The organism is Pseudomonas sp. IPO3774, assembly GCF_013386835.1.
Lineage (GTDB): Bacteria > Pseudomonadota > Gammaproteobacteria > Pseudomonadales > Pseudomonadaceae > Aquipseudomonas.
Genome location: NZ_JACAQY010000013.1, coordinates 289,444 through 309,784 on the forward strand (window position 1 = coordinate 289,444; position 20,341 = coordinate 309,784).

At 59.8% G+C, this 20,341-nt stretch carries 18 protein-coding genes and 1 pseudogene; 11 read left to right on the forward strand and 8 right to left on the reverse strand.

The window, feature by feature from the left end:
* The first annotated feature begins 43 nt into the window (after window positions 1-43).
* The 6 genes and pseudogenes from HYE77_RS07340 (at window position 44) to HYE77_RS07365 (ending at window position 8,836) form a co-directional block, all read left to right on the forward strand.
* Window positions 44-1,990, forward strand: a complete 1,947-nt coding sequence (locus tag HYE77_RS07340; protein ID WP_177068611.1) for a type VI secretion system Vgr family protein — start codon at window positions 44-46, stop codon at window positions 1,988-1,990.
* Window positions 1,991-2,005: 15 nt separating this feature from the next.
* Complete coding sequence (locus HYE77_RS07345) at window positions 2,006-2,440, forward strand: DcrB-related protein (protein WP_017476738.1); 435 nt, start codon at window positions 2,006-2,008, stop codon at window positions 2,438-2,440.
* Window positions 2,441-2,454: 14 nt separating this feature from the next.
* Complete coding sequence (locus HYE77_RS07350; protein WP_177068612.1) at window positions 2,455-6,813, forward strand: RHS repeat-associated core domain-containing protein; 4,359 nt, start codon at window positions 2,455-2,457, stop codon at window positions 6,811-6,813.
* Between the two features lie 22 nt (window positions 6,814-6,835).
* A complete protein-coding gene (locus tag HYE77_RS07355; RefSeq protein ID WP_134327540.1) occupies window positions 6,836-7,282 on the forward strand; it encodes a hypothetical protein in 447 nt (148 codons plus the stop codon).
* A 159-nt stretch (window positions 7,283-7,441) separates the two neighbouring features.
* A pseudogene (locus HYE77_RS07360) lies at window positions 7,442-8,413 on the forward strand (RHS repeat-associated core domain-containing protein); the annotation flags it as partial.
* Between the two features lie 15 nt (window positions 8,414-8,428).
* Window positions 8,429-8,836 carry a hypothetical protein gene (locus HYE77_RS07365; RefSeq protein WP_003213360.1) on the forward strand — a complete coding sequence of 136 codons (408 nt, stop codon included), beginning with the start codon at window positions 8,429-8,431 and terminating at the stop codon, window positions 8,834-8,836.
* Between the two features lie 117 nt (window positions 8,837-8,953).
* Here the strand turns inward: HYE77_RS07365 and HYE77_RS07370 are convergent, their stop codons facing one another.
* From HYE77_RS07370 to HYE77_RS07380, 3 genes are all read right to left on the reverse strand, one after another.
* Window positions 8,954-9,229 carry an HU family DNA-binding protein gene (locus HYE77_RS07370; RefSeq protein ID WP_003213368.1) on the reverse strand — a complete coding sequence of 92 codons (276 nt, stop codon included), beginning with the start codon at window positions 9,227-9,229 and terminating at the stop codon, window positions 8,954-8,956.
* 191 nt (window positions 9,230-9,420) lie between these two features.
* The gene (locus tag HYE77_RS07375) at window positions 9,421-10,569 is read right to left on the reverse strand and encodes an NAD(P)/FAD-dependent oxidoreductase (protein ID WP_087693724.1); all 1,149 of its coding nucleotides are present in this window, start codon (window positions 10,567-10,569) and stop codon (window positions 9,421-9,423) included.
* Window positions 10,570-10,617: 48 nt separating this feature from the next.
* Window positions 10,618-10,785: a rubredoxin gene (locus HYE77_RS07380; RefSeq protein ID WP_003213373.1), complete on the reverse strand. Its 168-nt coding sequence runs from the start codon at window positions 10,783-10,785 to the stop codon at window positions 10,618-10,620.
* A 195-nt stretch (window positions 10,786-10,980) separates the two neighbouring features.
* Between HYE77_RS07380 and HYE77_RS07385 the strand changes: the two genes are divergently transcribed.
* Window positions 10,981-11,544 (forward strand): chorismate lyase, encoded by a 564-nt coding sequence (locus HYE77_RS07385; RefSeq protein WP_177009046.1) that lies wholly within the window; start codon window positions 10,981-10,983, stop codon window positions 11,542-11,544.
* On the forward strand, window positions 11,544-12,434 hold the full coding sequence (ubiA, locus tag HYE77_RS07390; protein WP_177009045.1) for a 4-hydroxybenzoate octaprenyltransferase: 891 nt from the start codon (window positions 11,544-11,546) through the stop codon (window positions 12,432-12,434). Before HYE77_RS07385 ends, ubiA begins: the two co-directional genes overlap by 1 nt.
* 33 nt (window positions 12,435-12,467) lie before the next feature.
* Here the strand turns inward: ubiA and HYE77_RS07395 are convergent, their stop codons facing one another.
* Complete coding sequence (locus HYE77_RS07395) at window positions 12,468-12,848, reverse strand: hypothetical protein (RefSeq protein ID WP_003213380.1); 381 nt, start codon at window positions 12,846-12,848, stop codon at window positions 12,468-12,470.
* A 152-nt stretch (window positions 12,849-13,000) separates the two neighbouring features.
* Here HYE77_RS07395 and phoB point away from each other — a divergent pair, with 152 nt between their 5' ends.
* From phoB to HYE77_RS07410, 3 genes are all read left to right on the forward strand, one after another.
* The gene (phoB, locus tag HYE77_RS07400) at window positions 13,001-13,690 is read left to right on the forward strand and encodes a phosphate regulon transcriptional regulator PhoB (RefSeq protein WP_003195617.1); all 690 of its coding nucleotides are present in this window, start codon (window positions 13,001-13,003) and stop codon (window positions 13,688-13,690) included.
* Window positions 13,691-13,733: 43 nt separating this feature from the next.
* Window positions 13,734-15,056 (forward strand): phosphate regulon sensor histidine kinase PhoR, encoded by a 1,323-nt coding sequence (gene phoR / locus HYE77_RS07405; protein WP_008439473.1) that lies wholly within the window; start codon window positions 13,734-13,736, stop codon window positions 15,054-15,056.
* A 124-nt stretch (window positions 15,057-15,180) separates the two neighbouring features.
* Window positions 15,181-16,521 carry a hemolysin family protein gene (locus HYE77_RS07410; protein ID WP_003213385.1) on the forward strand — a complete coding sequence of 447 codons (1,341 nt, stop codon included), beginning with the start codon at window positions 15,181-15,183 and terminating at the stop codon, window positions 16,519-16,521.
* 117 nt (window positions 16,522-16,638) lie between these two features.
* On the opposite strand, the gene HYE77_RS07415 is transcribed toward HYE77_RS07410, so the two are convergent.
* The 4 genes from HYE77_RS07415 to pstB all read right to left on the reverse strand — a co-directional run bounded on the left by HYE77_RS07415 (window position 16,639) and on the right by pstB (window position 20,217).
* Window positions 16,639-17,289: a M23 family metallopeptidase gene (locus HYE77_RS07415; RefSeq protein ID WP_008439474.1), complete on the reverse strand. Its 651-nt coding sequence runs from the start codon at window positions 17,287-17,289 to the stop codon at window positions 16,639-16,641.
* Between the two features lie 236 nt (window positions 17,290-17,525).
* Window positions 17,526-18,425: a response regulator gene (locus HYE77_RS07420; RefSeq protein ID WP_003213389.1), complete on the reverse strand. Its 900-nt coding sequence runs from the start codon at window positions 18,423-18,425 to the stop codon at window positions 17,526-17,528.
* A 124-nt stretch (window positions 18,426-18,549) separates the two neighbouring features.
* Window positions 18,550-19,311, reverse strand: coding sequence for a phosphate signaling complex protein PhoU (gene phoU, locus HYE77_RS07425; protein ID WP_003213392.1), 762 nt, complete (start codon window positions 19,309-19,311; stop codon window positions 18,550-18,552).
* A gap of 72 nt (window positions 19,312-19,383) precedes the next feature.
* Window positions 19,384-20,217, reverse strand: coding sequence for a phosphate ABC transporter ATP-binding protein PstB (gene pstB / locus HYE77_RS07430; RefSeq protein WP_017476754.1), 834 nt, complete (start codon window positions 20,215-20,217; stop codon window positions 19,384-19,386).
* Between the last annotated feature and the right edge of the window lie 124 nt (window positions 20,218-20,341).

Genomic DNA, 20,341 nt, shown 5'->3' on the forward strand with positions numbered 1-20,341 from the left:
GGAGCCGGTTCCTACAGTTATTACGCTATTTACGGGTTAACCGATGTTATTCAACCAAGCCTCACGCCTGGCCAAGATCACCAGCCCCCTGGGGCCGGATGTGCTGCTGCTCAATGAAATGGGTGGCGGCGAAGAGCTGGGTCGGCTGTTCAATTTCGAACTGCAGCTGACCTCGCTGGACGCCAACATCGACCTCAACCAGTTGCTGGGCAAGCCCATGAGCCTGAACCTGCAAATGGCGGACGGTGGCGAGCGGCACTTCCACGGCATCGTCGCCCGCTGCAGCCAGAACATCGACCAGGGCCAGTTCGCCAGCTATCAAGTGACTTTGCGCCCGTGGTTGTGGCTGCTGAGCCGCACCTCCGACTGCCGGATTTTCCAGAACCTGAGCATCCCGCAGATCATCAAGCAGGTGTTTCGCGACCTGGGTTTTTCCGACTTCGAAGACGCCTTGAGCCGCCCGTACCGCGAGTGGGAATACTGCGTGCAGTACCGCGAGACCAGCTTCGATTTCGTCAGCCGCCTGATGGAACAGGAAGGCATCTACTACTTCTTCCGCCACGAGCAGGACCGCCACGTGCTGGTGCTGGCCGATGCCTACGGTGCCCACGCCAACGTGCCCGGCTACGCCTCGGTGCCTTACTACCCCAAGGACGAGCAGCAGCGCGAACGCGACCATATGCACAACTGGCACCTGGCACAGGAAGTACAGCCCGGCTCCCTTGAGCTCAACGACTACGACTTCCAGCGCCCCAGCGCGAGCATCGACGTGCGCTCGGCCATGCCGCGCCCGCACACCGCCGGCGACTACCCGCTGTACGACTACCCCGGCACCTACGTCAAAAGCGAAGACGGCGAACACTACGCCCGCACCCGCATCGAAGCCCTGCAAACCCTGCACGAACAAGTGGAGTTCAGCGGCAACGCCCGGGGCCTGGGTTCCGGCCACCTGTTCAGCCTCACCGGCTTCAGTCGCCGCGACCAGAACCGCGAATACCTGATCGTCGGCGCCCGCTACTACATCTCCCAGGAAAGCCTCGAAAGCGGCGGTGGCGCGCCTTCGGCGCAGTTCGAAAGCACCCTTACCTGCATCGACGCGCAACAGAGTTTCCGCCCGCTGGCCAACACCTACCGGCCCATCGTCAAAGGCCCGCAGACCGCGCTGGTAGTGGGCCCCAAGGGCGAAGAAATCTGGACCGACCAATATGGCCGGGTCAAGGTGCATTTCTATTGGGACCGCCACGACCAGTCCAACGAAAACAGCTCATGCTGGATTCGCGTATCGCAGTCCTGGGCCGGAAAAAACTGGGGCTCGATGCAGATCCCGCGGATCGGCCAGGAAGTGATTGTGAGCTTCCTGGAAGGCGATCCCGACCGGCCGATCATCACCGGCCGCGTGTACAACGCCGAGCAGACCGTGCCTTACGACCTGCCGGAAAACGCCACCCAAAGCGGGATGAAAAGCCGCTCCAGCAAAGGCGGCACGCCGGCCAACTTCAATGAAATCCGCATGGAGGACAAGAAGGGGTTGGAGCAGTTGTACATCCATGCCGAGCGCAATCAGGACATTGTGGTGGAGGTGGATGAGAGCCACTCGGTGGGGCATGACCGGAACAAGAGTATTGGACATAACGAGACGGTGACGATTGGCTCAAACCGCCTGCGGGTCGTGCGCAACAACGACACCGTGATTGTGGGCGGGGCCAAGTCCGACAGCGCCGCCACGACCTACACCGTCGAGGCTGGCGACAGTATTCGCCTGGTGTGCGGCGACAGTGTGATTGAGCTCAAGGCTGGCGGAGACATCAACCTGACCTGTGGCTCGTTCAACCTGTTTTCCACCGGCAGCAGCAAAATCCAGACGAAGGGCAAACTGGATATCAACCTTGGCAGCGACAAGGGCACGGTGCCCGGCGCCCAAGGCGTGCAAAGCACGATCAAGTCCGCCGTCGAATCAAAATTTCCCGGCAAGCCCGGCGCTGGTCAATAACGAGATTTCTCCACGATGAATTACCTGATCAACGAAGCCCAATTCACCCTGCCCGATGCAGAGGTACAGGACACCTCAATCAATATCCTCAAGTTCGCCAAGCTGGGCACCACCCTGGTGGTGAGTCGCAGCCCGTTGGCAGATGGCGAGACCTTGCAAAACAACTTCGAGGGCCAGCTGAAAAAGCTCGAACAGCAGGTCAAGGACCTTCGTTATTCGCCGGCGCAAGCCATCAAGGTGGGGCCGGCGCAGGACATCGACGCCTTTGAAGTGCAGAACCGTTTCAACAAAGGCAGCGACAATATTTACCAATATCAGTTGGCAATGCAGATACCCGGCACACGCAACCTGATCGCCTTGAGCTACGTCAAGACCCAGCCCCTGGGGCCTGCCGAGGCGGCACATTGGGCAACGCTCAAGAACACGCTCAACTTTGCCGTCACCCCCTGAGCAGAGTCTGAACAATGAGTGAAGACCTCTGGGCTGCCCGCGAAGGCGACGCGCTGCTGCACACCTCGGTGATGGCCGATATTCTCGGCGGCGTGCTGGAAGTGGCCGCCTATGCCGCACTCACTACCGTGGGCTGCCTGGCCGTTGCAGGGGCGGTTTTCCTCGCGACCGGTGCGACCATCGCCACAGGCGGCGTTGCATTGGTCTTGGTAGTGGGGGCAGTCGTTGGGATCACCGCAGGGCTCACAGGGGCTGACCTGAAAATATCCAGTTGGTGCGAGTCCGCCGCCAACTGGGTGTTCCCGCCGGTGATCGATGCCTTCATCACCAGCGGTTCGGACAACGTCTTCATCAATGGCAAAAAAGCTGCCCGCGCCGCAGGCAAGATGACTGCGGTTCCGGTCGCACCCAGCGAACCGCCAGCCCCCAGCTTCCTGGACATGGCCGGGGAGTTTTTCTCACAGATGTGGCGCCCGACCGTCGCCTCCCCCGCCCCCGGCACCGAGCCTTGCCCGCTGGACACCGTGGGGTGCAACAAGCACCCGCCAATGCCCCTGCAATTCATTGCCGAGGGGTCCAGCTCGGTATTCATCAATGGCCAGCCTGCGGCGCGCAGTGGCGATCGCAGCACGTGCGACGCCAAGATCGGCACAGCCCCGGGCCTGATCTCGCCGGATGTGCGCATCGGTGGCGGGACCATCGTGGTGCAAGAGATTCGCAGCGGCAAGACGCCGGGCGTGGGTTTGGCGATTGCGGTGGTGATGGCGTTGCGGGGCAACCTGAAGTGTTTCTGGACCAAGCTGCCGTGCCTGGTCGGTGGCTTGGTGGTGGGCGGTGCCATTTCGTATGCAACCAGCAAGGTCACCTCTGCGCTCAAGAGCGCCATGAATGGCTCGCCCAATCCGGTTCACAGCGCGACCGGGGCCAAGGTCCTGGGTGGGGACGAGGAGCTGGACTTCGTGCTGCCGGGCTTGCTCCCGATAGATTGGCAGCGTTTCTACAGCAGCCTCGACACACGCCAGGACGGCCTCTTTGGCGCGGGCTGGAGCGTTGCGTATGAAGTTTCGATCGAGATAGATGCAGACGAAAACCTGCTCTACATCGATGAGCAAGGACGCCGTCTGGAGATCGGCTACATCCCCTTGTCCGGCGGAGCATTCGACCCGGGCGAAGGCCTTGCGGTCAGGCGCAGTGCCGACGGCGCGGTATTGATCGAGAGCATCGACGGCCTGTATCGCCTGTTCGAGCCCGACCCGCTGAACAGCGCGCGGATGCGTCTGCAGCTGCTGGGTGATCGTAATGAAGGGCGGATCTTTCTCGACTACGACGCTCAGGGGCGGCTGTATCGCATGCGCGACACCCATGACTTGATGCACGTCGAACTGAGCTACTCGGCTGAACACCCACGGCGCGTGAGCCACATCGAACGGCGTTATCTGCGCCAGGAACATTTCGATGCGCGCAGCGATGTGCTCGTCAGCTACCGCTATGACAGCAACGGCGACCTGGCTGAAGTGTTGGATGTGCAAGGCACAACCCTTCGACGCTTTGCTTATGACAATGGCCGGCGAATGGTCGAACACCAGTTGCCGAGTGGCCTGCGCTGCTTCTATCAATGGAGTGCAGTGACCGGCCCGGACGGTGAAGAGTGGCGCGTGAGCCGCCACTGGACAGACGCAGGCGATGAATACACCTTCGACTACGATCTCGACGCCGGCATTACCCGCGTGACCGATGGCCTGATGCGCGTCAGTACACGGCATTGGAACCCGCAGTACCAGATCACTCGCTACGTCGACAACCTGGGCCATACGTGGCTGTTCGAGTGGAGCGAAGACCGCCAGTTGCTCGGCGCGACTGACCCGCAAAACGGTCAGTGGCGCTTCAATTATGACGCGTCCGGCAACCTGAGCGCGGTGATCGATCCACTGTCCAGAACCAGCGGCACGCAGTGGCTCGCGCACTGGGCGTTGCCCCAAGTAGAGACCGACCTTGCGGGCAACAGTTGGCACTATCGCTATGACCAGCGAGGCAACTGCATCGAGGAAATCGACCCGCTGGGCAATAGCACGCGCTACGTCTACGACGGGTTCGGTCAACCAGTGCGCATCATCGACGCCACGGAAAAAACCAAAACGCTGCATTGGAACGAATGGAGCCAACTGGTCGAAGCGGTGGATTGCTCGGGTTATCCCACCCGTTATCAATACGATGCCTTTGGCAATCTGGTGGTGCAGACCAATGCGGAAGGTGAGTCGGTTCGCTACCGGTACGGTCCCCAGGGGCTATTGCTGGAATGCCAGCTCCCGGATGGCCGCGTGGAACAGTTCCAACGCAGCGCCAGCGGTTACCTGACGGCCCATGTCGACCCGGCCGGCAGCACCACGCGCTATGCCTATGACCTGCGTGGCCTGGTCAAACAGCGCTGGGATGCGCATAACCGCACGGTCATGTTCGACCATGACGCCTATGGCCGATTGCGCAAGCTGACCAATGAGAACGGTGAAAGCTATCGCTTTGAGTGGGACGCGTGCGACCGCATGGTGCGGCAGCAAGACCTCGACCAGAGTCAGCGCTGCTACACCTATGATCCGCTGGATGATGTTGTCGCCGTGGACTTCCTGCCGGGGACAGAAGGCGAACCGGTAGCGCCGCTGTCACACCAATTTCAGCGAGATCCGGTTGGACGCCTGGTCAGCAAAGTCACCGCGGACGGCACCACCGTTTACGAACATGATCTGAACGACCAACTGGTCGGCGTCACGTTCACCGCGCTTGATGGTCAGCAGCAGCGACTGGGTTTCAGCTACGACGCGCTGGGGCAACTGCTGCAGGAGCAAGGCACAGCGGGCTCCTTGCAGCATCACTACGACGAATTGGGGAACCTGATTCAGACCCAGTTGCCCGACGGTCGATGGCTCAACCGCCTCTACTACGGCAGCGGTCACCTGCATCAGTTGAATCTCGATGGGAAGGTCATCAGCGACTTCGAGCGTGATCGTTTGCATCGCGAAGTGCAGCGCACTCAAGGCCAACTCAGAACGAACACCGCGTATGACCGCAGCGGAAGGGTTCGCTCGCGCCAGCGCCGCAGTATTGACCAACCGTGGCAGTTGCCGCCGTTGGTTGAGACTGACTACAGCTACGATCCCAGCGATAACCTGATCGGGCGTCGGCGTGTTGACCGTGTTCATGATCGTCAAGAGCAGTTGGGTTACGACAGTACCGAACGTATTCTCGTCAGCCACCAAGTAGGCCAGACCGAAACCTTTGCTTATGACGCGGCAGCCAACCTGCTCGACGGCCCACGACAGGGTGGCTTGGTAAGGCATAACAGGCTGCTCACCTACCAAGACAAACGCTATAAATACGATGCTTTTGGTCGAATGATCGAAAAGCGCAGCTCTGTTCGTGGCGTGCAGCGTTTCGCCTACGATGCTGAAAGCCGATTAGTTGAAGTACGCAATGAAAATGGCAACGTGGTCAAAATGGCCTACGACCCTCTGGGCCGTCGCATCGAGAAGACTGAACACGACAGCGTCGGGTACGCATTGGGCATAACGCGCTTCATTTGGGATGGATTGCGGCTGCTGCAAGAATACAAACACAGTCAGACCAGCCTCTATGTCTATGAAGACGAAGGTTACATGCCGCTTGCTCGCATAGATGGCTCCGGCCCACAGCAAAAAGTCCGTCACTATCACAATGACCTCAACGGCATGCCGGAGCAGCTAACCGAAACCGATGGGCACCCCCTCTGGCGGGCAAGCTTTCGAGTGTGGGGCACTGCCATGGAGGAAGTACGCGAGGCCTCGTACATCGAAGATCAGAATCTTCGGTTTCAGGGACAGTACCTGGACCGGGAAACTGGGCTTCATTTCAATACCTACAGGTTTTATGACCCGGACGTGGGACGGTTTACCACGCCAGATCCTATTGGATTGGCGGGGGGCGTCAATCTATATCAATATGCCCCGAACCCATTGGCCTGGGTCGACCCCTGGGGCTGGAAATGTTGGAGCACCGCAAGGAAAGGCGTCTGGAAAAGTGCTGCAGCCAAGGCGCCACCCGGCAAATATTCCTCTAGAAACCTAGCGCGGATGTCGGAAGGTAAAGCGCCCAGGATGAGAGTTGAAGTTCGTTATCGTGACAGTGCGAGGAACAGGCGACTCGGGCGTGTTGGCAAAACCAAAGTCATCGATGTGCCGATGGAGCTGAATCATCAGTACATTCCTCAGCGATCTCGATCAAACGTTGCTCACGGGGAGTGGAACCTGACTAAAGCTACCCCTTGGGGGCACGAATCAATGGATAAATTTCGCCATACCGGCTGGGACTTGGTGAGAGTTGTGAAAACCACAGGGCAATGGTAAGTCACGCCTTGAAGGAGCAGACATGAGTGAGTTGACTGATTTTCACGTTTTCTGGGGCGCGGCGATGGCTGTTGCTGAGAAGAAATCCGCCTCGATGGAGGCTGACGGAGCGGAGGATTTCGCCCGGCTGCTTTACGATGAATATGTTGAGCAAGGCGCGCCGAAGAATAAAAAGAAATGGCTGGCAGAACGACTTGAAAATGAATTCCTGTGTTTGAAGGAGCGCCCGGCATGGGTAGGAGAGCCGGCTTGGTTGTACCATCAGGGCCAACCTATGGTGTTTTTACACCAGTTTTCAGTTTCACCTTCAGCACAGCACATTAAAGAAAAAATCTCTCTTGGTGACACCGTTTACGTGTTTGGCGCAAAACATCGCCTCAAAAGGCCGGCAGGGGATACGTGGACTGATATATATCGCACGGCCGTTCAAACCCTTGAAGGTGAAACCACAGTGGAAGTACTGGTCTAGACCGTACAAAAAAGCGAGGTCAGGTATCTCACGTACGCCTTCGCACAGACACCTGAAACAGATAACGTTCTGACAAGCAATCAAAGTGGAACAAAGAACAATAAAGGGGGCAGATTTATTTAGATAAAAGGCCGTCAGATAAATTAAATAAATCCGTCCCTATTACCCTATCAGGACAAGCGTTATCGCTATGACGCGTTCGGTCGGATGATCGAAAAACGCAGCGCAGCGCGTGGCTTGCAACGCTTCGCCTACGATGCAGAAAGCCGGCTGATTGAAGTGCGCAATGAAAACGGCAGCGTAGTCAGGATGATCTACGACCCGTTGGGCCGACGCATTGAGAAAACCGAACATGGCAACGACGGCTATCCCCTGGGGGAAACCCGGTTTACCTGGGATGGGCTGCGGTTATTGCAGGAGCATAAACACAGCCAGACCAGTCTTTACATCTATGAAGATGAAGGCAGCGAACCCTTGGCTCGCGTTGACGGCACCGGGCCGCTGCAGAAAATCCGCTACTACCACAACGACCTCAACGGACTGCCGGAGCAACTGACTGAAGCTGACGGGCATAATGTCTGGCGCGCGACATATCGTGTGTGGGGCAATACGGTTGAGGAAGTGCGCGAGCCGTACTACATCGAAGAACAGAACCTGCGCTCTCAGGGGCAGTATCTGGACCGGGAGACGGGGCTGCATTTCAATACTTTCAGGTTTTATGATCCGGACGTGGGACGGTTTACGACACCGGATCCGATTGAGTTTGACGGCGGGCTCAATTTTTATCAGTACGCCCCCAATCCAATATCCTGGATTGATCCATGGGGACTGGCCCCCGAGCTTTATTACCTGATTGCGAAAAAGGACGGCTTTTATGACGAGATGGCATGGGGCCATAAAAAGCCAATAGGCCAAGTCTATTTGAAAAAAGGTGAAGTTTGGAAAGTCGGTGAAACCGTCAATCCGAATCGGCGATATACCCAAAAGTGGCTGAAATCCAAAAATCTTGCCTACAAAAGGGTTATGGCAGCACCGACGAAGGGCAATATGCAGGTATGGGAAAGATTAAAAATCGGAAAATATTTTAAACGCCGAGGAAAACTACCCCCGGGCAACAAATGCAGGCACTGACATAAGGAATACTTTATGCGAGTCGATACGACATCGGACTCACCGAGTTGGACAAAGGTCTTTGAAATCACCGACGAGCTAAATGGCCTGAGTGAGATTCTTGAAAAAAAGTATCCCACCCTCGACTGGGAACTGGCGGTCTGCATGCGATGCCTGCCGAAGAACCTGGAACGAAAAACATTTTGCCGTTATTACGCAAAAGACAAAATGTTCGGTCTGGATATCGCCATGGACGAGGAAGATTTTGTTCCACTGAAAAAAGACATAGCTGCTCAGCGCAAATTAATAGGTGCGGCATTCATTACATTTTTTGTTGAAAGTATTAAGAAATACGAGAAAAAACTCCCCAATCTGCAACCGGTATCGGCGCAACTAATTGCGGATGTACAGCAATGGTGTATTGAGAACGAGTGGACAGCTTGAAGCTCAACGATTGAGCAAGGATTGCCCACCCACAAAAAATGGGCACCCGACCCAGTCGGCGTGCCCATTTTTCATCCCGCGCTCACACTCGCATGTGCGTAGCGCGTTCTACATGACTTACGGATTGACGCTGTCTTTAAGCGACTTGCCTGGCTTGAACGCAACGGTGTTGCTCGCCTTGATTTTCACCGGCTCGCCGGTTTGCGGGTTTTTGCCGGTGCGGGCGCCGCGGTGGCGCTGCAGGAAGGTGCCGAAGCCCACCAGGGTGACGCTGTCCTTGCGATGCAGCGCGCCGGTGATTTCTTCGAGTACGGCGTTGAGTACGCGGTTGGCCTGTTCTTTGGTCAGGTCTGCTTTTTCTGCAATAGCGGCTGCGAGTTCTGGTTTACGCATAAGTGAAGCCTCTTTGACGGTTTTTTGTTGTTATGTCCGTGCTGCTCTCTATCGGAGCAGCGCCCAAGGCGCCGCAGGCTCTACTCTGCGGCAGACGGGAGTGAGGATGGCATGCCATCGGGGCCTGCGCCAGTCTCACGGCGACCTTTCTACGGTCAAAATGATGCTTATTCCGACAGAACGACCAGCATTTACGCCAGCAGCGGCGGAAGTTCTTTGTTGAGGGCCAGTTTTTCCATCACGGCCGTGCCGGTCAGGGCGTACCCCAGCAGGCGCCCGCTGGCGTCGCGGCACAGGGCCTTGATGTCGCCGCCCTGCCCTTCGACGCTCCACACGCCTTCGGTGCCCCGTGGCGGTGGCGAGACGACCAGCGGGCAGACCGGGGTTTTTACCGTGACGGGCATAGGGCCGTAGCTGACGGCCGTCGCGTTACCCGCCAGGGTCTGGGCCAGGGCGCGGGCGCAGCTCATCAGGGGCATCACGTACAGCAGGTTCAGGCCATCGACCTCGGCGCAGTCGCCCAGGGCGTAGATGTTGGCGTGGGAGGTCTTGAGGTGGCGGTCGACCATGATCCCGCGGTTGATCTGCAACCCGGCGGCGGCGGCCAGGTCGACACGCGGGCGCAGGCCGATAGCAGACACCACCAGGTCACACTGGATCACTTCGCCATCAGACAAGTGGGCTTCCAGGCCGTCAGCGGTGCGCTGCAGGCGATTGAGCACCGGGCCCAGGTGGAAACGCGCCCCCAGGCCTTCCAGACCGGCCTGCACCGCTGCGGCGGCTGCCGGGTGCAGCAGGGTCGGCATGACTTGCTCGCACGGCGCCACCAGGTCGATCTCGTAGCCGCCGAGGATCAGGTCGTTGGCGAACTCGCAGCCGATCAGCCCGGCCCCCAGCAACAGCACCCGGCGTTTTCCGGCCGCAGCGGCACGAAAGCGTGCGTAGTCTTCGAGGTCGTTGATCGGGAAAATCAGCTCGGCGGCGTCGCCCTGTACCGGCACCCGCACGGTTTCCGCGCCCCAGGCCAGGATCAGGTCGCGATAGGCCACCGCTTCCTCACCGATCCACAAGCGCTTGTGGCCCGGGTCGATGCCGCTGATGCGGGTGTGGGTACGCACTTCGGCCTTCAGTTGCTCGGCCATGGCGCCCGGTTCCGCCATGCTCAGGCCGTCGGCTTCCTTGTTCTTGCCAAAGCCGGTGGAAAGCATGGGCTTGGAGTAGGAGCGCCCGTCATCTGCGGTGATCAGCAACAGCGGGGTTTCGCTATCGAGCTTGCGAAACTCCCGAGCCAGGTTGTAACCGGCCAAACCCGTGCCGACGATCACGACAGGTGCGTTCATTCCTTTCTCCTTGTAGTACGTTTCTTGAATTGCGATTTAAATCAGCAATCAGCCGATTTCGATCATTTCGAAATCCATTTTGCCCACGCCGCAGTCCGGGCACAGCCAGTCTTCGGGGACGTCCTGCCACAGGGTGCCCGGCGCGATACCGTCATCCGGCCATCCGTCTTTCTCGTCGTAGATCAGGCCACAGACGACACATTGCCACTTCTTCATTGCTTGTTTCCTCAGGTCCAGGCGCGTTGGCCGACGGTCGATAGATGTAACCTTGCCGTGCGGCTCAGGGCGTTTTGTACTGATCAGCAGGCGCAGATGCAAGCATGATCGACGCATGGGCCTGGCGCACTCCGGCAAAAGTCCAGGGCACCATGGTAAGCTCGCCGCCTCATTAACTGCCAATAATGACCCTCCGTGCCGCATTCAAACGCCCTTCCCGATGCTTGCCGATGGCTGACCCAGAGCCTTCTGAGCCCACTGCCCACGCCGCTGACACTCAACTGGCTGTTCGATGAAGGCTCGCTGACCCGGCGCCTGACGCGCCTGTCCGACGATGGCTTCAGCGTGACGCCGTTGTTCGAAGGCTGGCAGCCACTGCGAGACGACGAATGCGCCACCCTGGACTTGCCCGCCGCCAGCATCGGCTGGGTGCGCGAGGTGTATTTGCGTGGCCATGGCCAGCCGTGGGTGTTTGCCCGCAGCGTGGCGGCCCGCAGCGCCTTGCAGGGCGACGGCTTGCACATGGATGAGTTGGGCAGCCGGTCTCTCGGGGAATTGCTGTTTTGTGACCACGCCTTCACGCGCCAGGCCATCGAGGTGTGCCGCTACCCACGGGAATGGCTGCCCCCGGCGGACCAGGCCGATCACCTGTGGGCACGCCGCTCGCGCTTCGACCGCGGGCCGCTGAGCGTGCTGGTGGCCGAGATCTTCCTGCCCACCCTGTGGCAAGCCGTGCACGACCATCCGGAGCGTTTCTGATGTACCAGCGCCTGCTCAAATCCCTGAATCACCTGAACCCAAGGGCCTGGGACTTCATCCAGTTGACCCGCATGGACAAGCCCATCGGCATTTACCTGCTGCTGTGGCCCACGCTGTGGGCGCTGTGGATTGCCGGCAAGGGTTCGCCATCGCTGCTCAATATCCTGATCTTCGTGCTCGGCGTGATACTCACTCGGGCCGGCGGTTGCGTCATCAATGACTGGGCCGATCGCAAGGTCGACGGCCATGTGAAACGCACCGAACAGCGCCCGCTGGTCAGCGGCAGGATCAGCTCGAAAGAGGCCCTGGTGTTCTTCGCGGTGCTGATGGTCATCAGTTTCCTGCTGGTGTTGCTGACCAACTCCATGACGATCTGGCTGTCCCTGGGCGGCCTCGCGCTGGCGGCCAGCTACCCGTTCATGAAGCGCTACACCTATTACCCGCAGGTGGTATTGGGCGCGGCGTTCTCGTGGGGCATGCCGATGGCGTTCACCGCCGAGACGGGCAGCCTGCCCGCCGCGGCATGGCTGTTGTACATCGCCAACCTGTTGTGGACGGTGGGATACGACACGTACTACGCCATGACCGATCGCGACGATGACCTGAAAATCGGGGTCAAATCCACCGCGATTCTGTTCGGCGATGCCGACCGGGTGATCATCCTGACCCTGCAGGGCCTGGCACTGGTGTGCCTGTGGCTGGCGGGGATGCGTTTTGAGCTGGGCGGCTGGTTCCACCTGGGCTTGCTGGCGGCGGCCGGGTGTTTTGCCTGGGAGTTCTGGTACACCCGGGACAAGGACCGGCTCAAATGCTTCAAGGCGTTTTTGCACAACCACTGGGCCGGGTTGGCGATTTTTGTCGGGATTGTCGCGGACTACGGATTTCGGTGAGAGGCCAGGCCCCTCACCCTTATCCGGCTCACATCAAGGCTTGGCGACCTTCCACGCCCCGTCCATTTTGCCTTCGCCGGTCATGTCACCGGCCTTCTTGTCCATGATGAAGGTGTAGAGCGGCTTGCCGCTGTAGGCCCACTGGCTTTTCTGGTCGTCACGGGTGATCACGGTCCACTTGCCCATGGGCTTGTCGGTGGATTCGGCCATCAACGGCGGCCAGTTGGTGGCGCACTTGTCGTTGCACATGGATTTGCCATCAGCGTCCTTGGCAAAGGTGTAGAGGGTCATGCCGTTGTGGTCCACCAGCATCCCGTCCTTGGTCATCGCCGGGTCTGCCGCAAACGCCAGTGTCGGCAGCGTTAACGCGGCCGTTACCAGCAGGGCTTTCCAGGAAAAAGTACTGTGAGTCATGGGAACCTTCCTTTTGTGGTTGTCAGGATTCGGACCCAAAGCGTAGTCCAGAGAGGCAAGGATTGCCCAGGCGACTAAATTACTGTCACACGACTGCAATAATTCCGTTATCTAATGCGGCGCAAGACAGTTAAATGACAAGAGGATTTAGCATGGTTGGCAGGAGCATTCTGATCGTTGACGACGAAGCGCCCATTCGCGAGATGATCGCCGTTGCGTTGGAAATGGCCGGCTATGACTGCCTGGAGGCGGAGAACTCCCAGCAGGCCCATGCCATTATCGTCGACCGCAAGCCGGACCTGATCCTGCTGGACTGGATGCTGCCCGGCACCTCCGGCATCGAACTGGCCCGCCGCCTCAAGCGTGACGAGCTGACCGGGGATATCCCGATCATCATGCTCACCGCCAAGGGCGAAGAGGACAACAAGATCCAGGGCCTGGAAGTCGGCGCCGATGATTACATCACCAAGCCCTTTTCCCCACGGGAACTGGTCGCCCGTCTGAAAGCCGTTCTGCGCCGTGCCGGCCCCACCGATGGTGAAGCGCCGATCGAAGTCGACGGCCTGATCCTTGACCCTATCAGCCACCGCGTGACCATCGACGGCAAACCCGCCGAGATGGGCCCCACCGAATACCGCCTGCTGCAATTCTTCATGACCCACCAGGAGCGCGCCTACACCCGCGGCCAACTGCTGGACCAGGTCTGGGGCGGCAACGTATATGTGGAGGAGCGCACCGTCGACGTGCATATCCGCCGCCTGCGCAAAGCCTTGGGCGACGCTTACGAGAATCTGGTACAAACCGTGCGCGGCACCGGCTACCGGTTTTCCACCAAAGGCTGAGCCAGCCCGAACTGCCCAGACAGCTGAAAGGACGCGTGTTTAAGTGAACCAAAACTGGCATGGCACCCTGATCCGCCACATGCTCCTGTTGATCACCGGCTGCCTGCTGGTGGGCCTGGTCAGCGGCTATTACGGCTGGAGCCTGGCCGTCGGCCTGGGCCTTTACCTGGGCTGGACCCTCAAGCAACTGCTGCGCCTGCACGAATGGCTGCGCCAGCACAAACCCGACGAAGCACCACCCGACGGCTACGGCCTGTGGGGCGAGGTGTTCGACAGCATCTACCACCTGCAACGCCGCGACCAACGCGTACGCGGGCGGCTTCAGGCGGTAATCGATCGGGTCCAGGAGTCCACCGCTGCGCTGAAAGACGCCGTCATCATGCTCGACAGCGACGGCAACCTGGAATGGTGGAACCGCGCCGCAGAGACCTTGCTGGGCCTCAAGACGCCCCAGGACAGCGGCCAGCCGGTGACCAACCTGGTGCGCCACCCGCGTTTCAAGGAGTATTTCGAGCAGGACAACTACGAAGAAGCCCTGGAAATCCCGTCACCGACCAACGACCGCGTGCGTATCCAGCTGTACCTGACGCGCTACGGCAATAACGAACACTTGATGCTGGTGCGTGATGTCACACGCATCCATCAGCTGGAACAGATGCGCAAGGACTTCGTCGCCAACGTCTCCCACGAACTGCGCACACCGCTGACAGTGATCTGCGGTTATCTGGAGACGCTGCTCGATAACGTCGAAGACGTGAACCCGCGCTGGACCCGTGCCCTGCAACAGATGCAGCAGCAAGGCTCGCGCATGCAAACCCTGCTTAACGACCTGCTGTTGCTGGCCAAGCTGGAAGCCACCGATTACCCCTCGGACAACCATCCGGTGCCGGTGCAAAGCCTGTTGCAGACGATCAAGAGCGACGCCCAGGCATTGTCCGGGCAGCGTGAGCAGCAGATCACCCTTGAAGCCGACCCATCGATACTGCTCAAGGGCAGCGAGGGCGAGTTGCGCAGCGCGTTTTCCAACCTGGTGTTCAACGCCGTCAAATACACCCAGGACAAGGGCAACATCCGCATCCGCTGGTGGGCCGACGACCAGGGCGCACACCTCAGCGTGCAGGACTCCGGGATGGGCATCGACGCCAAGCATTTGCCGCGCCTTACCGAGCGTTTCTACCGCGTCGACTCCAGCCGCAACTCCAACACCGGCGGCACCGGGCTCGGCCTGGCCATCGTCAAACATGTGCTGCTGCGCCATCGCGCGCGGCTGGAAATCAGTAGCGTGCTCGGCCACGGCAGTACCTTTACCTGCCATTTCCCGCCGGCCCAGGTGACACGTTCCCGGGTCCTTCATCAGGACGAGTGACCCTCCGCCCGGCAGCCGCCACTAGGCAAGCGCCCCGTCAGCCGCTACATTGGCGGACTTGCGCCTGCCTTTCAGGCCCTCCTGCTCACCCTTTTCGATTAGACGGAACCCGCAAAACCCCATCATGGACCCTTCCCCTGGCATCACCCTCGCGACACTCTTCGCCGACTTCGGCATGATTCTTTTTGCACTGATCCTGGTACTGCTCAACGGCTTTTTCGTTGCGGCGGAATTTGCCATGGTCAAACTGCGCTCGACCCGGGTCGAGGCCATCGCCCACAAGAACGGCTGGCGCGGGCAGATCCTGCGCACCGTACACAGCCAGCTCGACGCCTATCTGTCGGCCTGCCAGTTGGGTATCACCCTCGCCTCCCTGGGCCTGGGCTGGGTCGGTGAACCGGCCTTCGCGCACATCCTCGAGCCGTTGCTGGGGGCGATCGGTGTGCAGTCGCCGGAAGTGATCAAGGGCGTGTCGTTCTTTGCCGCCTTCTTCGTGATCTCTTACCTGCACATCGTGGTCGGTGAACTGGCGCCCAAGTCCTGGGCCATTCGCAAGCCCGAGTTGCTGTCGCTGTGGACCGCCGTGCCGCTGTACCTGTTCTACTGGGCCATGTACCCGGCGATCTACCTGCTCAACGCCAGTGCCAACGCCATCCTGCGCATCGCCGGCCAAGGCGAGCCTGGCCCGCACCACGAGCACCATTACAGCCGTGAAGAACTGAAACTGATCCTGCACTCCAGCCGTGGCCAGGACCCGAGCGACCAAGGCATGCGCGTGTTGGCCTCCGCCGTGGAAATGGGCGAGCTGGAAGTGGTGGACTGGGCCAACTCCCGGGAAGACCTGGTGACCCTGGACTTCAACGCACCGCTCAAGGAAATCCTGGCGCTGTTCCGTCGCCACAAGTTCAGCCGCTACCCGGTGTACGACGCCGTGCGCAACGAGTTCGTCGGCCTGCTGCACATCAAGGACCTGCTGCTGGAACTGGCGGCCCTGGACCACATTCCCGAGTCGTTCAACCTGGCCGAGCTGACCCGCCCGCTGGAACGCGTATCGCGCCATATGCCGCTGTCGCAACTGCTCGAGCAGTTCCGTAAAGGCGGCGCGCACTTCGCCCTGGTGGAAGAGGCCGACGGCAAGGTCATCGGCTACCTGACCATGGAAGACGTGCTGGAAGTACTGGTAGGCGACATCCAGGACGAACACCGCAAGGCCGAGCGCGGCATCCTCGCTTACCAGCCGGGCAAATTGCTGGTGCGTGGCGACACGCCGCTGTTCAAGGTGGAGCGCCTGCTGGGCGTCGACCTGGACCACATCGAAGCCGAAACCCTGGCCGGGCTGATCTACGACACCCTGAAACGGGTGCCGGAAGAGGAAGAAGTGCTGGAAGTCGAAGGCCTGCGCATCATCATCAAGAAGATGAAAGGGCCGAAGATCGTGTTGGCCAAGGTGCTATTGCTCGACTAGGGCACACCCCCTGTAGGAGCGAGCTTGCTCGCGAAGGACGTTAACGATAACGCTGGGACCCTGACACCCGGCAGCGCCCTCAGGTTTTTCGCGAGCAAGCTCGCTCCTACAAAAGCCTTATCGCGTGCCCAACGCAAAGTTGGGCAACGCCTGCACCGGCTGGTTGAATTCATAGGGAATCGACACCAGCCCCGACGCCGTCGTGCGCTGCACCACAAAATGCAGATGCGGCCCGCTGCTGTTACCGGTATTGCCCGACAACGCCAGCGGGCTGCCCACCGCCACGCGCTGCCCTTCCCTGACGCTGACCGACCCTTGCTTGAGGTGCAGGTACACGCCTTGCGTGCCGTCATCGTGCTGCACCCGCACGAAATTGCCCGATGGATCGCTGCCGCGCCCGCTCTGCTCGTTCTCGGTTTTCAGTACGACACCGCCACGTGCCGCGATGATTGGCGTGCCTTCAGGCATGGCAATGTCCATCGCATAACGGCTTTTGAGCTCGGAGTGGCTGAAGGTACCGTTGGGGCCTTGGGTGAGACGGAACGGCCCGCCACGCCAGGGCAAGGGATAACGATAGGAAGCGGGTTGCGACGGATATACAGGCTTGGGAATCACCCGTTCCTGATACACAAACGCCTGCGCCCCGGGCGTGTACCGGTCGCTGAAGACCACAGCGCCGTCAGCATCGATAGACTTGTAGAGGGTCATGGACATCGCCGGCATGACAACGGCGAACAGTCCACACAACAGCAGTGAGCGCACGAGCATCGGGTTGGCCTGCCAGGGACGACTGGATGGCAGGCTAACAAGGGATCATGACAGTGCTATGTGAACCAAACACTAACCCTGTGGCGAGGGGGCTTGTCCCCCGTTGGGCTGCGCAGCGGCCCCAGTAGAGTTATCGCGCAGGGTCAGGCAGAACTCAATTACAGGGTTTGGGGCCGCTACGCAGCCCAACGGGGGACAAGCCCCCTCGCCACAGGTTTTTTGGAGACCCCATCAAGTCACGCACCCGGCACAAAATGCTTCTGTGCGGTCCCGCGGGCGATCAGCCGCGAAATGTAGTCAAGCTTCTGCGCATCCTGGTCGATAAACCGGAAGGTCAGTTGCAGCCAGTCACTGTCGGGCTTGGGCTCGTAGGCCACCACGGCATGCAGGTAGCCATTCAGACGCGCCACTTCAGCGTTCTCACCCTGCTCCAGGTCGAGCACGGCGCTTTCCAGTACCTGAGGCAGGATTTCACCACGACGCACCACCAGCAGCGCCTCCTTGATACTCAGGGCCTTGATCACACACTGCTGGGTGCCACTGGACAGGCGCAACTGGCCCTGGCCACGACCGCTGGCAGGCGACGCTGCCGCAGCCACCTGCACCGGCGGGCTGTTGAGCAGGCCTTTGCTGGGCGCCGCCACCGGGGCCGGCTTGACTGCGTCAGGCTTGCCACCAGTGAGGGCGCTGAGGGAATCGTTACCGAACGCCGAGTTCATCTTGGTCGGTGCGCTGGCGATCAGCGCGTCGAGGCGGCCAATCTTGTTCAGTGCCTGCTTGACCTTGTTCAGCAACTGCTCGTTGGTGAATGGCTTGCTGACGTAGCCGGAAACCCCGGCCTGGATCGCCTGCACCACGTTTTCCTTGTCGCCACGGCTGGTCACCATGACGAAAGGCATGGCTTTGAGATGAGGCTGTTCACGGCACCAGGTCAACAGTTCCAGGCCGGACATTTCCGGCATTTCCCAGTCGCACAGCACCATGTCGAAGGTTTCGCGCATCAGGATGGCCTGGGCCTTTTTGCCGTTCACCGCATCTTCGATCTTGATCCCCGGGAAGTAGTTACGCAGGCACTTCTTCACCAGGTCGCGAATAAACGAGGCGTCATCCACCACCAATACACTGACTTTGCTCATCGACCCTTCATCCTATAAAAACCCCGGCAAGCATAACGCTTCGCTGATGGCGTTTTGCCAAAAATTCCAACACCACAAACGAAAACGCCCGACCAAAGGCCGGGCGTTTATTTCTCGGGCAATCTTACTTATCGTCAGGAACGCCCGGAACATTAGGGATTTGATCGGTCGTACCTTCAACTTCTGCTTTCATCCGCTTGAGGCCCATGTGCCGCACGTCGGTACCCCGCACCAGGTAAATCACCAGTTCCGAGATGTTGCGTGCGTGGTCGCCGATGCGTTCCAGCGAACGCAGTACCCAGATGATGCTCAGTACCCGCGAGATAGAGCGCGGGTCTTCCATCATGTAGGTTGCCAGTTCGCGCAGCGCCGTCTTGTATTCGCGGTCGATGGTCTTGTCGTATTGGGCCACCGACAACGCCAGCTCGGCGTCGAAACGGGCAAACGCGTCGAGGGCGTCGCGAACCATGTTGCGCACCTGGTCACCGATGTGGCGCACTTCGACATAACCACGCGGCGCTTCGCCTTCCTCACACAACTGGATGGCGCGGCGGGCGATCTTGGTGGCTTCGTCACCGATGCGCTCCAGGTCGATCACCGACTTGGAGATGCTGATGATCAAACGCAGGTCGGACGCCGCCGGCTGACGACGGGCCAGGATGCGCAGGCATTCTTCGTCGATGTTGCGTTCCATCTGGTTGATCTGGTCATCGATCTCGCGCACTTGCTGGGCCAGGCCCGAGTCGGCCTCGATCAGCGCGGTGACGGCGTCGTTGACTTGCTTCTCCACCAGCCCGCCCATGGCCAGGAGGTGGCTGCGCACCTCCTCAAGCTCGGCGTTGAACTGCGCGGAGATGTGATGGGTAAGGCCTTCTTTGCTAATCATGTTGGCGTCCTTGGAACGTCCAGTAAGGTGCGGTCGACCGCAGCATCAGTTCAGTGAGCAACCAGCCACCTGCTAGCCGTAGCGACCGGTGATGTAGTCTTCGGTCTGCTTCTTCGCCGGGTTGGTGAACAGGGTATCGGTGTCGCCAAATTCCACCAGCTTGCCCATGTACATGAACGCGGTGTAGTCGGAAACCCGCGCCGCCTGTTGCATGTTGTGGGTCACGATGACGATGGTGAACTTGGATTTGAGTTCGTAGATCAGCTCTTCGACTTTCAACGTGGAGATGGGGTCGAGTGCCGAGCACGGTTCGTCGAGCAGCAGCACTTCCGGCTCCACGGCGATGGTGCGGGCGATCACCAGACGTTGCTGCTGGCCGCCGGACAAACCGAGGGCCGACTCGTGCAGGCGGTCCTTGACCTCGTCCCACAGCGCCGCGCCTTTCAGTGCCCACTCAACGGCTTCGTCGAGGATGCGCTTTTTGTTGATGCCCTGGATGCGCAGGCCGTAGACCACGTTTTCGTAGATGGTCTTGGGAAACGGGTTGGGCTTCTGGAACACCATGCCCACCCGGCGCCGCAGCTCGGCCACGTCTTCGCCCTTGCGGTAGATGTTGGTGCCGTACAGGTTGATCGCGCCCTCGACGCGGCAGCCGTCCACCAGATCGTTCATCCGGTTGAAGGTACGCAGCAGGGTCGACTTGCCGCAACCGGACGGGCCGATGAAGGCGGTCACGCGCTGCTTCGGAATGTTCATGCTGACGTCGTACAGCGCTTGCTTGTCGCCGTAGTACAGGCTCAGGCCCGGGACTTCGATGGCCACGGTTTCCTGGGCCAGGCTCAGGCTCTGCTTGTCGCGACCCAGGGCTGACATGTTGATGCCGTGGGAATGGGTTTCATGTTGCATGGGATGCTCCCTGTGCTACCAATTCGTTTTGTGGGAGCGGGCTTGCTCGCGAAGGCGTCAGGTCAGTTGACCCATGTATGACTGATACACCGCATTCGCGAGCAAGCCCGCTCCCACATTTAGT

Bases quoted from the DNA above. Each gene is read 5' to 3' on its own strand.
- HYE77_RS07340 (WP_177068611.1), top strand. From the start codon at position 44: ATGTTATTCAACCAAGCCTCACGCCTGGCCAAGATCACCAGCCCCCTG.
- HYE77_RS07345 (WP_017476738.1), top strand. From the start codon at position 2,006: ATGAATTACCTGATCAACGAAGCCCAATTCACCCTGCCCGATGCAGAG.
- HYE77_RS07350 (WP_177068612.1), top strand. From the start codon at position 2,455: ATGAGTGAAGACCTCTGGGCTGCCCGCGAAGGCGACGCGCTGCTGCAC.
- HYE77_RS07355 (WP_134327540.1), top strand. From the start codon at position 6,836: ATGAGTGAGTTGACTGATTTTCACGTTTTCTGGGGCGCGGCGATGGCT.
- HYE77_RS07365 (WP_003213360.1), top strand. From the start codon at position 8,429: ATGCGAGTCGATACGACATCGGACTCACCGAGTTGGACAAAGGTCTTT.
- HYE77_RS07370 (WP_003213368.1), bottom strand. From the start codon at position 9,229: ATGCGTAAACCAGAACTCGCAGCCGCTATTGCAGAAAAAGCAGACCTG.
- HYE77_RS07375 (WP_087693724.1), bottom strand. From the start codon at position 10,569: ATGAACGCACCTGTCGTGATCGTCGGCACGGGTTTGGCCGGTTACAAC.
- HYE77_RS07380 (WP_003213373.1), bottom strand. From the start codon at position 10,785: ATGAAGAAGTGGCAATGTGTCGTCTGTGGCCTGATCTACGACGAGAAA.
- ubiA (WP_177009045.1), top strand. From the start codon at position 11,544: ATGTACCAGCGCCTGCTCAAATCCCTGAATCACCTGAACCCAAGGGCC.
- HYE77_RS07395 (WP_003213380.1), bottom strand. From the start codon at position 12,848: ATGACTCACAGTACTTTTTCCTGGAAAGCCCTGCTGGTAACGGCCGCG.
- phoB (WP_003195617.1), top strand. From the start codon at position 13,001: ATGGTTGGCAGGAGCATTCTGATCGTTGACGACGAAGCGCCCATTCGC.
- HYE77_RS07410 (WP_003213385.1), top strand. From the start codon at position 15,181: ATGGACCCTTCCCCTGGCATCACCCTCGCGACACTCTTCGCCGACTTC.
- HYE77_RS07415 (WP_008439474.1), bottom strand. From the start codon at position 17,289: ATGCTCGTGCGCTCACTGCTGTTGTGTGGACTGTTCGCCGTTGTCATG.
- HYE77_RS07420 (WP_003213389.1), bottom strand. From the start codon at position 18,425: ATGAGCAAAGTCAGTGTATTGGTGGTGGATGACGCCTCGTTTATTCGC.
- phoU (WP_003213392.1), bottom strand. From the start codon at position 19,311: ATGATTAGCAAAGAAGGCCTTACCCATCACATCTCCGCGCAGTTCAAC.
- pstB (WP_017476754.1), bottom strand. From the start codon at position 20,217: ATGCAACATGAAACCCATTCCCACGGCATCAACATGTCAGCCCTGGGT.